The following is a 14,066-nucleotide window of genomic DNA, read 5'->3' as shown; positions in this document are numbered from 1 at the left end:
GCCTCGTCATGATCATCGCCATTGATGGCCCCGCCGCCTCCGGAAAGGGCACCCTGGCCAAGCGCCTGGCCGCCCATCTCGGCCTGCCCCATCTCGACACCGGCCTGCTCTATCGCGCCGTCGGACGAGCCGCCATCGATGGCGGCTTCGATCTCGATGATGCGGACGCCACCGCCGAGATCGCCGACGGGCTCGATGTCGGCAGCCTCGACGAGAACCGGCTGCGCGGGCGGGAAATGGGCGAAGCGGCCTCGGTGGTCGCCGCCCACCCCAAGGTGCGCAAGGCCCTGCTCGACCTGCAACGTCGCTTCGCCCATCAGCGCGGCGGCGCCGTGCTCGATGGGCGCGACATCGGCACGGTTATCGCGCCCGGCGCCGAGGTGAAGATCTTCGTTACCGCCGATGCCGAGATCCGGGCACGCCGGCGCCATCTCGAGCTCGAAAAGCGCGGCGATGCCCCGCCTTTCGAATCCGTGCTCGCCGATATCCGCAAGCGCGATGCCCGTGACGCCGGCCGCGCCGATGCCCCCCTCAAGCCGGCGCCCGACGCCCATGTGCTCGACACCACCGCCCTCGACGTCGAGAGCGCCTTTGCCGCCGCCCTGGCTCTGGTCGAGCGCCATCGGCGTTGATTCAAAATGGGCGGATTAAGGTTGTCCGCAGCATCAACCCTTGATTTTATCGGCGAGGACGCTGATATCCCGGCCGAACATGAGTTGGAAAAGGTGAAATGACCAGCAAGACCAAACCCGAAGCCGAAACCGAGACCCGCGCCGCGGCCGAGGCGGCCGCCCCGGCGGCGCCGACGGCGGACAGCGCGGGCCAGGCTGGTGGCGAACAAGCCGGCGCCGACCAGACCGCCGAGAACGACAACGCCTTCGAGGTTCTCACCAAGCTGCAGGCCGAGAATGCCGAGCTGAAGGACCGCGTGTTGCGCGCCATGGCGGAGATCGAGAATGTGCGCCGCCGCGGCGAGCGCGAACTCAACGATGCACGCCAATATGCCATCGCCAAATTCGCCGGCGACATGCTCGGCGTCGCCGACAACATGGAACGTGCTTTGGCGAGCGTCCCTGCCGAGGCTCGCGAGACCGATGCCGCCGTCAAGGCGCTGATGGAGGGCGTGGAGCTCACCGAGAAGGAAATGCTGCGCTCACTGGAAAAGCACGGCGTCAAGAAGCTCGACCCCAAGGGGGAGCGTTTCGACCCCAATTTCCATCAGGCGATGTTCGAGATCCCCGATCCCTCCGTGCCCAACGGCACCGTGGCCCAGGTGGTGCAGGTCGGCTATTCGATCGGCTCGCGCGTGCTGCGCCCGGCCATGGTCGGCGTCGCCCGCGGCGGCCCGAAGCAGGCCGCCGAAGCCGAAAAGCAGGCCTGAATCCAATAAACACCGATCCTTGTCATGCCCGGGCTTGACCCGGGCATCCAGATGTCGAGTTCTCCCGAAAGCCGGACTGGATTGCCGGGCCGAGCCCGGCAATGACAAATGTCACGGTCTTTTCAGGTAGAGAGACAGCCTCAATATCCGGCCGCCAGGCCTGATTCGACGCGGCTGTCCATGGCGCCGTTGTAACGGGCACCGTCGCCTTTCTTGATGGTGGCGAGATCCTTGCCGCCGACCAGGATGCCGGCCGCCTTGCCCCAGACCGGCCAGGCCGGGTCGCCCTCATCCACCTTGTAGCCCATCTCGACCAGCAGCTTCACCGTGTCGGGCGAGAGCGCCTGGGGCTCGGTATAGATCTGGTCGGGCAGCCATTGATGGTGGATGCGCGGCGCATCGACGGCTTCCTGGATATCCAGGCCATGGTCGATCACATTGAGGATGGCCTGCAGCGTGATGGTGATGATGCGCGAGCCGCCGGGGCTGCCGATCACCATGAAGGGCTTGCCATCCTTGGTGACCACGGTGGGACTCATCGAGGAAAGCGGCGTCTTCTTGGGTTCGATGGCATTGGCCTCGCCCTGCACCAGCCCGTAGAGGTTGGGCACGCCGGGCTTGGCGGTGAAGTCGTCCATCTCGTTGTTGAGCAGGATGCCGGTACCCTCGGCCACCACGCCGGCGCCATAGGAGCCGTTCAGCGTATAGGTGACGGCGACGGCATTGCCGTCATTGTCGATGATCGAATAATGCGTGGTTTCCTTGGACTCGCCCATGCCCTTGGGCATCAGCTCCTTGGAAACGCCGGCCTTGTAGGGATTGATCTTGGCCCGGATCTCGGCGGCGTAGTTCTTGTCGAGCAGATGCGGGACGGGGTTCTTGACGAAATCGGGATCGCCCAGGCTGGAATTGCGGTCGACATAGGCGTAGCGCATCGCCTCCACCATCAGATGCACGGTATTGGCCGAATCAGCGCCGAGATAGGAGAGCGGATAGCCCTCCAGCACGTTGAGGATCTCGCAGATGATCACGCCGCCGGAGCTCGGCGGGGGCGAGGAGATGATGTCGTAGCCGCGATAATTGCACTTCACCGGCTCGAGCTCGCGCACCTTGTACTGCTCGAAATCCTCCTTCTTGAGGATGCCGCCCTTGGCGCCGGACGCCTTGACGATGGCATCGGCGATCGCGCCCTTGTAGAAGGCATCCTGGCCCTTTTCGGAAATGGCGGAAAGCGAGGCGGCGAGATCGGGCTGCTTGAAGGTGTCGCCGACCGCATGCGGCTTGCCGTCGGCCTGCAGGAAGATCTTGGCCGCGTTGGGATCGCGCTTGAGCCAGTCGGCATTCTCCTTCACCGAGGCGACGTCGCCCTGGCCGAGCACATAGCCATCCTTGGCATAGCGAATGGCGGCTTCCATCAAATCCTTGCGCGGCAGGGAGCCATATTTCTCGCGGGCATATTCGAAGCCTGCCACCGAGCCGGGCACGCCGACGGCGAGATAGCCATCCGTGGAGGCGCCCTTCACCGGATTGCCCTTGTCGTCGAGATACATGTTCTTGGTGGCAGCGTTAGGCGCCCGTTCGCGGAAATCGATGAAGGTCGACTTGCCGTCCTTGGTGCGGATGGTCATGAAGCCGCCGCCACCGATATTGCCGGCTTCCGGCCAGACCACCGCCAGCGTGTAGCCGACCGCCACGGCGGCATCGATGGCGTTGCCGCCTTTCTTGAGGACATCCACGCCAGCCTGGGTGGCCAGGCGCTGGGTGGTGACGACCATGCCGTGCTCGGCCTCCACCGGCGCCGGCGAAGCGGCATGGGCCCCTGCAAGGGGTGCGAAGGTCAGTGCGACGACAAGACCGGTGACGGTCACCGGACGGACGTGGTGCATAGGCTCCTCCTCTGACTGCGCGGTTTCCGCCCCCCGAGGCCGGAACGCCGCGCTCATTTCCTTGACGTTCAGAGCCTGATTCGAACCAGGTTGAGAGAATCAGGCCTCCGCTGCACCCGACTTGCTCGGGAACATCGATCATCTCGGCACGACCGCTCCCCGGGACCGCATCAACGGCCCGCCGGCGGCGCACGCCTCCGAAGGTCTCATTGCTAGACGGGATTTCGGCTTGCGTCGATAGAGCCGTGTCTGACCCGGCACCCTCTCAGCCTCAAGAAATCGTTCGGCGCTTTGCCACCGGCAGGCTGGCCACGGCCGCATCGACCGCATCGCCAAGGCGCTCGACCACGGCATCGACCTCGTTGCGCTCGATGATGAAGGGTGGTGCCAGCAGGACATGGTCGCCCTCGACGCCATCGATGGTACCGCCCATCGGGTAGATCATCAGCCCGCGCGCCATGGCCTCGCGCTTGACGGCGGCGTGGAGCTTGAGCGCGGGATCGAAGGGCTGCTTGCTGCTGCGCTCGGCGACGAACTCGATGGCGCGGAACAGGCCGCGGCCCCTGATGTCGCCGATATGGGAATGGTTGGCGAAACGTTGCTCCAGCCGTTCCTGCAGGTGGCCGCCCATGACGACGACATTGGCCAGAAGATTATCGCGCACGATTGTCTCCTGTACGGCCAAGGCGGCCGCGGCGGCCATGGCATGGCCCATATAGGTGTGGCCATGCTGGAAGAATCCCGAACCTCCGGCGAAGGCCTCGAAGATCGCGCCGCTGAGCAGGACGGCGCCGATCGGCTGATAGCCGCCGCCGAGGCCCTTGGCGATGGTCATGAGATCGGGCGCCACGCCCTCCTGCTCGCAGGCATGCAGCGTGCCCGTACGCCCCATGCCGCACATGACTTCGTCGAGGATGAGCAAGACACCGTAGCGGTCGCAGATCTCGCGGATGCGGGCGAAGTAGCCCGCAACGGGCGGCACCGCGCCCGCCGTGGCGCCGACCACCGTCTCGGCCAGGAAAGCGAGGACTTCATCCGGCCCCAATTCGAGAATCTTGTCCTCAAGGGCCTGTGCGGCCCGCGCTGCATAAGCTTCGTCGCTCTCGCCCGGTGCCTGGAAGCGATAGGCGAAGCAGGGATCGATATGATGGGTCTCGATCAGCAGCGGCAGGAACTGGGCCCTGCGCCACTGATTGCCTCCGGCGGCGAGGGCCGCCAGCGTATTGCCGTGAAAGCTCTGGCGCCGGGCAATCACATGCCGGCGCTGCTGCTGCCCCTTCTCGACGAAATATTGCCGCGCCATCTTCAGGGCCGCCTCGACGGCCTCCGAGCCTCCACTGACGAGATAGGCCCGCTCCAGCCCGGCAGGCGCATGGGCGATCAGGCAATCCGCCAGTTGCTCGGCGACCTCGGTGGTGAAGAAAGAGGTATGGGCATAGGCGAGCATATCGAGCTGGCGGTGCAGGGCCTCCCGCACGGCCGGATGGCCATGGCCGAGGCAGGAGACCGCGGCCCCGCCCGAGGCATCGATATAGCGCTTGCCGGCGGCATCGATCAGTTCGATGCCGCGCCCCCCGGCGGCGACCGGCATGACGGCATTGGCGGCACGGTGGAGCAGATGGCTCATGGAGAGGCTCCCGGAAGTTTCGGCTGGGGACGCTGGGTCAAGTGGGTGCCGAGGGCGGCCAGATGCGCATCGGTCCGGCGCAAGGCGGCAAGTGCGGCTTCGCCGTCATGGCCGGCCACCAGCGCAGCCAGCACTTCGGCCGCCGCGAAGGCCGGCGTCACGGCATGCAGGAAGGAGGGGCTGGCCGTCGGCACGACGAGGTGATGGCGCGAGATCCTGGCCAGCGGCGCCACTTCGCTGTCGGTGATGGCGAGGACCGACAGCCCATGCGAAGCGGCATGCTCGGCGAGCTCGAGGGTGAGGCGCGTATAGGGTTGCAGGCTGACAGCCACCATCACCTCGCCCGGGGCGGCACCGATGAGGGCGTCGGCGCCGGTGGCGGCGATCCCGTCGAGCAGCACGCTGGGCCTGCCGATCAGGGTGAGTGCATAATGCAGGTGCCAGGCGACCGGATGGCTCGCCCGCAGGCCAAGGCAATGGATGCGGCGTGCTGAAGCAAGCGCCTGCGCAGCGCCAGCAAATGCGGCAAGCGGCTTGGCTGTCGCAAGCCCACCAAGCTGGGCGCCGAGCATGGCGAGCATGGCGGCGGCAAGGTCTCCGTCGCCGCCGCACTCCTGCCGGGTAAGATGGTCGCCCGCCTTGCCCGCGAAACCTGTCGGCGCTTCCCGCAGCGTATCGGCATGCCGTTCCCGCAGGGCCTCGTAACCGTCGAAACCCAATTGCCGGGCCAGCCGCATCATGGTCGCCGGCTGCACGCCGGCACGGCGGGCCTGTTCCCGCATCGACAGAAGGGCGACATCGCGCGGATTCTCCAGCACATAGCGCGCGGCTGCCTTGATCTGCGCCGGCATCGCGTCAAAGCCCCTGACGATCTCCTCGGCCAGGCCGTCGAGATCCACAAGCTTGGTCATGCCCTGTGCTCCGTCGGAAGGATTATTGAAACAAATGTATCATATGCTATCATATTGATACAAATGAATCCTTACCCGGAGACGGATTTGTCGGCTACGCTGGATTGCGCCCCCCGTTTCATAGCCGTCGCTCCCAATGGCGGCCGACGGACCAAAGCGGATCACCCGGCCCTGCCGATGACGGCCTCCGCCCTGGCGCAGACGGCCGCAACCTGTCTCGAGGCCGGAGCGGCCATGATCCATGTCCATGTCCGGCGCAAGGATGGCAGCCATTTGCTCGATGCCGAGGCCTATCGCGCCGTCATCGCCGCGATTGCCGCCGTGACGGGCAAGGATCTCGTGGTGCAGGTCACCAGCGAGGCGCTCGGCCTCTATTCACCGGCGGAACAAAGGGCCGTCATCCGCGCCACCAGGCCGGAGGCGGTATCGCTTGCCTTGCGCGAACTCGTGCCCGTTGCCGCCGAGGAAGCAGCCTTTGCCGAATTGCTGCTGTTCCTCAGGCTGATCGGCGCCATGCCGCAGATCATCCTCTACACGCCGGACGAAGCCGTGCGCCTGGCCGACATGCGGCAGCGGGGCCTCATCCCCTATGAAAAACTGCCCGTGCTCTATGTTCTCGGCCGCTATACGGCGGACCAGACCTCCAGCCCCGCCGATCTTCTGCCCTTCCTCGCCGAGGACATGCCACGCTTCGATCCCTGGAGCCTGTGCGCCTTCGGGCCGCAGGAAGCGGCCTGCGTCACCGCCGCAGCCCGACTTGGCGGGCACGCCCGCGTCGGCTTCGAGAACAACCTTCATCGCCCCGACGGCACGCTGGCTCGGGACAATGCCGAACTGGTGTCGCTGACACGCCAGGCGATCGAGGCGATCGGCCTGAAGATCGGCGATGCCGATGCCCTGCGTGCGGCAACGCTGGCGGCATGAAAAAGGCGGCCCGGAGGCCGCCTTCATTCACAAAGCAGATGCTGAAGCGAGTTTTCGCCTCAGGCCGCCGAGGCCGAAACCCAGCGCGACAACTCGCCCTTGGGAGCGGCGCCGACCTTCTGGGCGACGGGCTTGCCGTCCTTGAACACGATGAGCATCGGGATCGACATCACGCGGAACTGCGAAGCGATCTGCGGGTTCTCGTCGACGTTCAGCTTGGCGATCTTGACCTTGCCGGCCATCTCGGTGGCGATCTCGTCGAGGGCGGGCGCGATCATGCGGCAGGGACCGCACCACTCGGCCCAGAAATCGACGACGACCGGCTCAGCCGAATTCAGCACGTCATTGGCGAAGGAGGCATCCGTGACCTTGATCGTGTTGGCACCCATTTCGAGAATCTCCACAGCGGGAATGGCGGAATCGCCATGCAAATATCCGTTGCCCTCAAGCTAGGAATGCACCGGCCCAGCGTCAAGGAGCGGAATGGCCTCTCGCGCGAATGTGCACGGCTGATATGCAGATTCGAGGCGATTACCGGCCCAGTTCGGTGAAATCCAGCGGCTAGCCGATCACCACGCGCGTATCCGACATGCCTCGGTGCCGGATGAGCTGGTAGAGGGCCGCGGCGTGGGACGGCGCCAGCCGGATGCAGCCATGGGAAGCGGCACGACCGAGCTGCTTGACCGAATAGGTACCGTGCACCGCATAGCCCCCCTTGAAGAACACCGAATAGGGCATCGGCGAATTGTCGTATTTCTTCGAGTAATGCATGCGCTTGAGCAGCTTGGGGCGGTAGATGCCGCGCGGGGTATAATAGCCGCGCCGCGCGGTCGACACGGCCCAGACCGCCTCGACATTGCCGTCCACGATCACGGTCATGCGCTGCCTGGCGATATCGACCTTGGCCACGACGCCCGCGGAGGCCGGGGCCAGCTGGCAGAGCGCGGCGACGAAGAGCGTGAAGGCAACGGCGATCCAGCGGAATTTCGCGCTCAAATGCGGGGCAGGCATGACAGGTTCCTCGATGCGGTTCGCTGACATTGGCCGTACCGGGCCCTTATTCGCCATGCGCTTTCGCACAGGATGCAAGTCCGCCCGGAACCGAACAAAGCATGAATCGAACATGGTTAATTTTCGGTTTCCATGCTCCGGCCGGCGGGATCCGAAATCCGAGGGATTACCGCTCGATGCTGCCGTTTGGGAAAAGACAGGATAGGATGCGGTCACGAATCACTTCGCGGGAGCACGCATGCGCCGTTTCGTCCGGACCTTCCCGTCGCTCAAATGCGGCTTGGCCCTGGCCGCCTTGCCGTTCCTGGCCATGGGAGGATCGGCCGCGGCGCAGGACATCACCCCGCCCGGCTACAAACTGCCGCCGCTCGGCGCGGTGACGGCTGCCACCCCCGCCAAGCAGCTCTTCGGCCGCGCCGAGACGCCGGCCAATATCGGCCTCGGTTCGATCGGCTTCTACGCCAAGGGCTGCCTGTCGAACGGCGTGGAACTGCCGGCCGACGGACCGACCTGGCAGGTCATGCGCCCCTCGCGCAATCGCGCCTGGGGCAATGCTGCCGTCATCCGGGTGGTGAAGAATCTCGCGGCCAAGGCCCCGACCGTGGCCGGCTGGCCCGGCATCCTGATCGGCGACATGGCGCAGCCGCGCGGCGGCCCGATGTTGACAGGCCATGCCTCGCATCAGATCGGGCTCGATGCCGACATCTGGCTGACGCCCATGCCGAACCGCAGGCTCAGCGTCGCCGAGCGCGAGACCAAGAGTGCCGTGATGATGGTGCGCCCGGACCGGCTCGACGTTTCGCGCTCGTGGACCGCGGGCCAGATGGGCATCGTGCGCGCCGCCGCCCAGGATCCGGCGGTCGAACGCATCTTCGTCAACGCCGCCATCAAGAAGGCGATGTGCCGCGATGCCACCGGTGACCGCTCCTGGCTCGGCAAGGTGCGCCCGATGTATGGGCACGACTATCATTTCCATGTCCGCATCACCTGCCCGCGCGGCAGCCCGAGCTGCACGCCCCAGAAGCCGCCGACAGGCGATGAGGGCTGCGGCAAGGAACTCGACTACTGGTTCTCGGATGCGGTGCTGCATCCCAAGCCGCGCCCCAAGCCGCCGCACCCGCCGCGCCAGCTCACCCTGAGCGATCTGCCCGCCGCCTGCAGCCAGGTCATCGCAGCGCCGTAGAAACGGCCCGAAGCCTGCCTTCCGGCCGAAGGCGGCATGGGCAGTCGAGCAGCGCCAAGCCGCGACCTCAATCGTCGGGATGGCCCGCCTTGGCCTGCAACAGGTCCGAGAAGGCCAGCAACACGCCCGAGATCATGAACACCATGTGGATGCCGACCAGCCAATAAAGGTCGCGGTCGGTCAGCTTCTCGATCTGCATGAAGCCCTTCAGGAGCTGGATGGCCGAGATCAGCACGATCGAGGCCAGCAGTTTGAGCTTGAGGCCGGCGAAATCGACCTTGGTCATCCAGGACGGCCAGGACAGATGTTCGGTGCCGTCGATCTTCGAGACGAAATTCTCATAGCCCGAGAAGATCACGATCAGGATCAGGCTGCCGAGCAGGGCAAGATCGACCAGCTCCAGCACGCCGATCACCGTTTCCTCGGTGGTGAAGCCATAAGCGCCGACGACATAATGGAGCAGTTCCTGCCCGAATTTCAGCAGGACGACGAACAGGGCGATGACCAGCCCGATATAGAAGGGCGCCAGCACCCAGCGCGAGGCGACAAGGCAGCGCTCGATCATTTTTTCCATGGAAAATCTCAACCCGATTGAACAATCGCGGGCAAAATAGAGGGACGCGCCCGGCCTGGGAACCCAGCCTTGCCAAATTGTAATCGAGTTGGATGGCTATCGCGGCCGCGGCCGGCTACTTGACGCGCAGGATCTCGACGCCGGCCATGGCGCCCGGCACGGCGCGCGGCTTTTCGACATGCACGCGCACGGTTGCGGCACGGTCGAAGGCAAGGCAGCGCTGCGCGAGCCGCTCGGCGAACGTCTCGAGCAGGTCGACATGGCTGGCGGCCAGGTCCCGGCCGATGGCGGCGATCTTGTCATAATCGATCGTGCCCTCGATATCGTCGTCGCCGAAACGGGCTTCGGCCAACGTCAACTCGACATCCACGACCAGGGGCTGGGTTACGCCCTTCTCATGCTCGTAATAGCCGATATGGGCTTCGAGATTGAGGGCGCGCAGAAAGACGCGGCTATAGGATCGCGGTTCGGTCATGGCAGCGAGACATGCCACACTCAGCCGCGAAGCGCCATCGCCGTTTCGCCCGTTGCTTGCGCGGCTTCGCCATTCAGGGGGTTGTCGGGATCCCAGCCATAAAGGGTTTCGCCGAAGCGCATGTCGCGCGCATCGAGATGGATCAGGCGGCCAGTGAGCCCGGTGCCGAAGCCGACGATCTCGCGGATCGCCTCCAGCGCCATCATCGAGCCGGCCACGCCGGCAAGCGCGCCGAGCACGCCGGCCTCCGAACAGCTTGGAATGGTGCCCGGCGGCGGCTTTTGCGGGAAAAGGCAGCGCCAGGTCGGGTTGGGCTCGCCTTCGGCATTCCTCTCGAAGGGCCGCAATGTGGTCAGCATGGCATCGAACACGCCGAGCGCCCCCATGATCAGCGGCTTGCGGCCGAAGAAGCAGGCATCGGAGACGGCATAGCGGGTGTCGAAATTGTCCGAGCCGTCGATCACCAGGTCATAGGCGGCGATCAGGTCAGCCGCGTTGGCGGGATCGATGCGCAGGGCATGCGGAACCACCGTCACATGCGGATTGAGCCGTGCGATCGCCTCGCTTGCCGTCTCGACCTTGGGACGGCCGATATCGGGCGTGGCATGGATGATCTGGCGCTGCAGGTTGGAGAGCGAGACGATGTCGTCGTCGACGATACCGAGCGTGCCGACACCTGCCGCCGCCAGATAGAGCAGCACGGGGGCGCCGAGCCCGCCAGCGCCGACCACCAGGATACGGGCCCGCGACAGGGCCTGTTGCCCGGCGCCGCCGACCTCATGCATGACGACATGCCGGGCGTAGCGCTCCAGCTCTTCGGATGAGAATGCCATGGGGCGAATGTAGGGGCGCGGAAGGTTGGGCGCAATCGCGGGGAGGGCCCTCCTGGGAGGACTTATCCATGGTCTCGCCTTCTCGATGCGAGCCTGTATGATCGCGCTCCAAGAATCAGTCCTGAACAGACCGAAGACGAGGCCCTGATGACTCCTGCTCCGCGCCCCCCCGGAAAGGGCGACCACGTCTTCCTGGTCGACGGCTCATCCTTCATCTTCCGGGCCTATTTCCAGTCGATCAACCAGGACGCCCGCTACAATTACCGCTCCGACCGCCTGCCGACGGGGGCGGTGCGCCTGTTCTGCAACGTGCTGCACAAGATGATCAAGGAAGGGGTGATGGGCAAGCAGCCCACCCATCTCGGCATCATCTTCGACAAATCTGAAGACTCCTTCCGCAAGGAGATCTACCCGCCTTACAAGGGCCACCGTCCCCCGCCGCCGGAAGAGCTGGTGCCGCAATTCCCGCTGATGCGGGTTGCCGTACGTGCCTTCGGCCTGAAGCCGGTGGAGCAGTCCCGCTACGAGGCAGACGATCTGATCGCCACCTATTGCGACATCGCCGTCAAGGCCGGCGCCGACGTGACCATCGTCTCGGCCGACAAGGATTTGATGCAGCTGATCCAGCCCGGCGTGGTGATGTTCGATCCCGCTTCCGGCGACCAGAAGGCCAAGGGTTCGCGTCCCGAGCGCCTGATCGCCGAGCCCGAGGTGCTGGAGAAGTTCGGCGTGACGCCCGACAAGGTGGTCGATGTGCAGGCCCTGGCCGGCGATTCCACCGACAATGTCCCCGGCGTGCCCGGTATCGGCGTCAAGACGGCGGCGCAGCTGATCAATGAATATGGCGACCTCGAAGGCCTCCTCGCCCGGGCCGGCGAGATCAAGCAGCCCAAGCGCCGCGAGAGCCTGACCGACCCCGAAAACATCAAGCTCGCCCGTATCTCGCGCGAACTGGTGAAGCTCGTCACCGACGTCACCCTGGAAACGCCGATCGAGGATCTCATCGCCCCCGGCCTCGATGCCAAGGGCGCCATCGCCTTCCTGAAGGCGATGGAGTTCTCCACCCTGACCCGCCGCATCGCCGAGGATGCCGGCCTCGACGTCACCGATATTCCGGCCGACGAGGCACTGAAGATCCCCGACAGCGATTTCTCGCCCGCCCCGGCCCGGACGCCGGCGCCGAGGCCCGATGCCGACGGCGCCGTTCCTGCGCCGGCAGTTGCCACCGGAGCCGGCACACCCTCCGCGGTGGTGGAGAGCGTCAAGGCCAGGCTCACCGCCATTCCCTTCGACGCCGGCTCCTACGAGACCGTCGCCAGCCTGGAAGCGCTCGACCGTTGGATCAGCAGGGCCCGCGAACTCGGCTTCGTCGCCTTCGACACCGAGACCACCTCGCTCGACGCCCTGCAGGCCGATCTCGTCGGCTTCTCGCTGTCGGTCGAGCCGGGCAAGGCCTGCTATGTGCCCCTGCGCCATCGCGACAAGGCGGACCTGTTCGGCGGCGGCATGATGGCCGGGCAGGTCGATGTGTCAGAGGCCCTGAAGCGGCTGAAAGGCCTGCTCGAAGATCCCGGCGTGCTGAAGATCGGCCAGAACCTGAAATATGACACGCTGGTGATGGGCGAGGAGAACGTCAGGGTCGCGCCCTATGACGACACCATGCTGATGTCCTATGTCGTCGATGGCGGGCGCGGCAATCACGGCATGGATGAATTGTCCGTGCGTCATTTCGGCCACAAGCCGATCGCCTTTTCCGAGGTCTGCGGCTCCGGCAAGTCGCTGATCGGCTTCGACCAGGTCACCATCGAGCGCGCCACCGCCTATGCCGCTGAGGATGCCGACGTCACGCTGCGCCTGTGGCTGCTGCTCAAGGCCCGCCTGGTCGCCGAGGGGCTGGTCACCATCTACGAGACGCTGGAGCGCCCGCTCGTCGCCGTGCTCGCCAAGATGGAATCGCGCGGCATCATGATCGACCGCCAGATCCTGGCGCGGCTGTCGGGCGAATTCGCCCAGAGCGCCGCCCGGCTCGAAGCCGAGATCCACGAACTCGCCGGCGAGAATTTCAATGTCGGCTCGCCCAAGCAGCTCGGCGACATCCTGTTCGGCAAGATGGGTCTGCCCGGCGGCAAGAAGACCCCCACCGGCCAATGGGCGACCTCGGCCCAGATCCTGGAGGACCTGGCCGACCAGGGCCTGGAACTGCCGCGACGCATCGTGGCCTGGCGCCAGCTCACCAAGCTCAAATCGACCTATACCGACGCGCTGCCGACCTATGTGAACCCGAAATCCGGCCGGGTGCACACCTCCTACTCGCTGGCGGCGACCACGACGGGGCGCCTGTCCTCCTCCGAGCCCAATCTGCAGAACATCCCGGTGCGCACCGAGGAAGGCCGCAAGATCCGCTCGGCCTTCATCGCCGCTCCCGGCGCCAAGCTGATCTCGGCCGACTATTCGCAGATCGAGCTGCGCGTGCTCGCCCACGTCGCCGAGATCCCGCAGCTGACCAAGGCCTTCGAGGACGGCGTCGACATTCACGCCATGACGGCTTCCGAGATGTTCGGCGTGCCGGTCGCAGGCATGGATCCGCTGGTGCGGCGGCGCGCCAAGGCCATCAATTTCGGCATCATCTACGGCATTTCGGCCTTCGGGCTCGCCAATCAGCTCTCGATTCCCCGCGAGGAGGCGAGCGCCTATATCAAGAAATATTTCGAACGCTTCCCCGGCATCCGCGACTACATGGACCGGATGAAGGCCGAATGCCGCGCGAATGGCTATGTCGAGACCGTCTTCGGCCGCAAGATGCATTTTCCGGCGATCGAATCGAAAAATCCGTCCGAGCGGGCCTTCGTCGAGCGCCAATCCATCAACGCCCCGATCCAGGGTTCGGCCGCCGACATCATCCGACGCGCCATGAGCCGGATGGACGCCGCCCTCCTCAAGGCCGGGCTCTCGGCCAAGATGCTGTTGCAGGTGCATGACGAACTCGTCTTCGAGGCACCCGAGGAGGAAGTCGAGGCGACGCTGCCGGTGGTCTCCCAGGTGATGGAGCATGCAGCCCTTCCGGCCCTGCAGCTCAAGGTGCCGCTGCAGGTCGAAGCGCGGGCCGCCGGCAACTGGGAAGAAGCGCATTGAGGCCTGGAGCGCGGACATCCTGTCCGCTCTTGAAACAATCAGATATCAGGATAGGACAACGCCCGTTTTTCTCTGCAAAAGCCGAAGGCAAACGAATTTCCTGGCAGCGTATCGTTTCAAGAGCGGACA

13 protein-coding genes are annotated in these 14,066 nt (G+C 65.3%); 5 read left to right on the top strand and 8 right to left on the bottom strand.

Features of this window, described 5'->3' with window-relative positions:
- Positions 1-8 precede the first annotated feature (8 nt).
- Both cmk and grpE read left to right on the top strand, forming a co-directional pair.
- Positions 9-632: a (d)CMP kinase gene (gene cmk, locus ABXS05_RS09325; RefSeq protein WP_367623689.1), complete on the top strand. Its 624-nt coding sequence runs from the start codon at positions 9-11 to the stop codon at positions 630-632.
- Positions 633-730: 98 nt separating this feature from the next.
- Entirely contained in the window at positions 731-1,381 is a 651-nt protein-coding gene (gene grpE, locus ABXS05_RS09320) for a nucleotide exchange factor GrpE (RefSeq protein ID WP_367623688.1), read from the top strand.
- A 140-nt stretch (positions 1,382-1,521) separates the two neighbouring features.
- Here the strand turns inward: grpE and ggt are convergent, their stop codons facing one another.
- From ggt to ABXS05_RS09305, 3 genes are all read right to left on the bottom strand, one after another.
- Positions 1,522-3,267, bottom strand: coding sequence for a gamma-glutamyltransferase (gene ggt, locus ABXS05_RS09315; RefSeq protein WP_311939787.1), 1,746 nt, complete (start codon positions 3,265-3,267; stop codon positions 1,522-1,524).
- Between the two features lie 271 nt (positions 3,268-3,538).
- On the bottom strand, positions 3,539-4,894 hold the full coding sequence (locus tag ABXS05_RS09310) for an aspartate aminotransferase family protein (RefSeq protein ID WP_367623687.1): 1,356 nt from the start codon (positions 4,892-4,894) through the stop codon (positions 3,539-3,541).
- The gene (locus ABXS05_RS09305) at positions 4,891-5,793 is read right to left on the bottom strand and encodes a MurR/RpiR family transcriptional regulator (RefSeq protein ID WP_367623898.1); all 903 of its coding nucleotides are present in this window, start codon (positions 5,791-5,793) and stop codon (positions 4,891-4,893) included. The genes ABXS05_RS09310 and ABXS05_RS09305 overlap by 4 nt, the downstream gene beginning before the upstream one ends.
- 99 nt (positions 5,794-5,892) lie before the next feature.
- Between ABXS05_RS09305 and ABXS05_RS09300 the strand changes: the two genes are divergently transcribed.
- Positions 5,893-6,729: a beta-keto acid cleavage family enzyme gene (locus ABXS05_RS09300; protein WP_367623686.1), complete on the top strand. Its 837-nt coding sequence runs from the start codon at positions 5,893-5,895 to the stop codon at positions 6,727-6,729.
- 59 nt (positions 6,730-6,788) lie between these two features.
- Here ABXS05_RS09300 and trxA read toward each other — a convergent pair whose 3' ends face one another.
- Both trxA and ABXS05_RS09290 read right to left on the bottom strand, forming a co-directional pair.
- Positions 6,789-7,118 carry a thioredoxin gene (gene trxA / locus ABXS05_RS09295; RefSeq protein WP_068292695.1) on the bottom strand — a complete coding sequence of 110 codons (330 nt, stop codon included), beginning with the start codon at positions 7,116-7,118 and terminating at the stop codon, positions 6,789-6,791.
- Between the two features lie 172 nt (positions 7,119-7,290).
- Positions 7,291-7,740: a L,D-transpeptidase gene (locus ABXS05_RS09290; RefSeq protein WP_311939797.1), complete on the bottom strand. Its 450-nt coding sequence runs from the start codon at positions 7,738-7,740 to the stop codon at positions 7,291-7,293.
- Positions 7,741-7,978: 238 nt separating this feature from the next.
- Between ABXS05_RS09290 and mepA the strand changes: the two genes are divergently transcribed.
- The gene (mepA, locus tag ABXS05_RS09285; protein WP_367623685.1) at positions 7,979-8,923 is read left to right on the top strand and encodes a penicillin-insensitive murein endopeptidase; all 945 of its coding nucleotides are present in this window, start codon (positions 7,979-7,981) and stop codon (positions 8,921-8,923) included.
- Positions 8,924-8,990: 67 nt separating this feature from the next.
- Here mepA and ABXS05_RS09280 read toward each other — a convergent pair whose 3' ends face one another.
- The 3 genes from ABXS05_RS09280 to ABXS05_RS09270 all read right to left on the bottom strand — a co-directional run bounded on the left by ABXS05_RS09280 (position 8,991) and on the right by ABXS05_RS09270 (position 10,805).
- Positions 8,991-9,497, bottom strand: a complete 507-nt coding sequence (locus ABXS05_RS09280; RefSeq protein WP_068292686.1) for a TIGR00645 family protein — start codon at positions 9,495-9,497, stop codon at positions 8,991-8,993.
- Between the two features lie 115 nt (positions 9,498-9,612).
- A complete protein-coding gene (gene folB, locus ABXS05_RS09275) occupies positions 9,613-9,972 on the bottom strand; it encodes a dihydroneopterin aldolase (protein WP_210249987.1) in 360 nt (119 codons plus the stop codon).
- A 20-nt stretch (positions 9,973-9,992) separates the two neighbouring features.
- The gene (locus tag ABXS05_RS09270; protein WP_367623684.1) at positions 9,993-10,805 is read right to left on the bottom strand and encodes a HesA/MoeB/ThiF family protein; all 813 of its coding nucleotides are present in this window, start codon (positions 10,803-10,805) and stop codon (positions 9,993-9,995) included.
- 147 nt (positions 10,806-10,952) lie between these two features.
- Between ABXS05_RS09270 and polA the strand changes: the two genes are divergently transcribed.
- On the top strand, positions 10,953-13,937 hold the full coding sequence (gene polA, locus ABXS05_RS09265; protein ID WP_367623683.1) for a DNA polymerase I: 2,985 nt from the start codon (positions 10,953-10,955) through the stop codon (positions 13,935-13,937).
- Positions 13,938-14,066 lie beyond the last annotated feature (129 nt).

Source organism: Labrys neptuniae (genome assembly GCF_040797145.1).
Taxonomy (GTDB): Bacteria; Pseudomonadota; Alphaproteobacteria; order Rhizobiales; family Labraceae; genus Labrys; species Labrys neptuniae.
The sequence above is the reverse complement of the archived record's forward strand: the minus strand, read 5'-3'. Positions and strand labels throughout refer to the sequence as shown.

Bases quoted from the DNA above. Each gene is read 5' to 3' on its own strand.
- cmk (WP_367623689.1), top strand. From the start codon at position 9: ATGATCATCGCCATTGATGGCCCCGCCGCCTCCGGAAAGGGCACCCTG.
- grpE (WP_367623688.1), top strand. From the start codon at position 731: ATGACCAGCAAGACCAAACCCGAAGCCGAAACCGAGACCCGCGCCGCG.
- ggt (WP_311939787.1), bottom strand. From the start codon at position 3,267: ATGCACCACGTCCGTCCGGTGACCGTCACCGGTCTTGTCGTCGCACTG.
- ABXS05_RS09310 (WP_367623687.1), bottom strand. From the start codon at position 4,894: ATGAGCCATCTGCTCCACCGTGCCGCCAATGCCGTCATGCCGGTCGCC.
- trxA (WP_068292695.1), bottom strand. From the start codon at position 7,118: ATGGGTGCCAACACGATCAAGGTCACGGATGCCTCCTTCGCCAATGAC.
- ABXS05_RS09290 (WP_311939797.1), bottom strand. From the start codon at position 7,740: ATGCCTGCCCCGCATTTGAGCGCGAAATTCCGCTGGATCGCCGTTGCC.
- mepA (WP_367623685.1), top strand. From the start codon at position 7,979: ATGCGCCGTTTCGTCCGGACCTTCCCGTCGCTCAAATGCGGCTTGGCC.
- ABXS05_RS09280 (WP_068292686.1), bottom strand. From the start codon at position 9,497: ATGGAAAAAATGATCGAGCGCTGCCTTGTCGCCTCGCGCTGGGTGCTG.
- folB (WP_210249987.1), bottom strand. From the start codon at position 9,972: ATGACCGAACCGCGATCCTATAGCCGCGTCTTTCTGCGCGCCCTCAAT.
- ABXS05_RS09270 (WP_367623684.1), bottom strand. From the start codon at position 10,805: ATGGCATTCTCATCCGAAGAGCTGGAGCGCTACGCCCGGCATGTCGTC.
- polA (WP_367623683.1), top strand. From the start codon at position 10,953: ATGACTCCTGCTCCGCGCCCCCCCGGAAAGGGCGACCACGTCTTCCTG.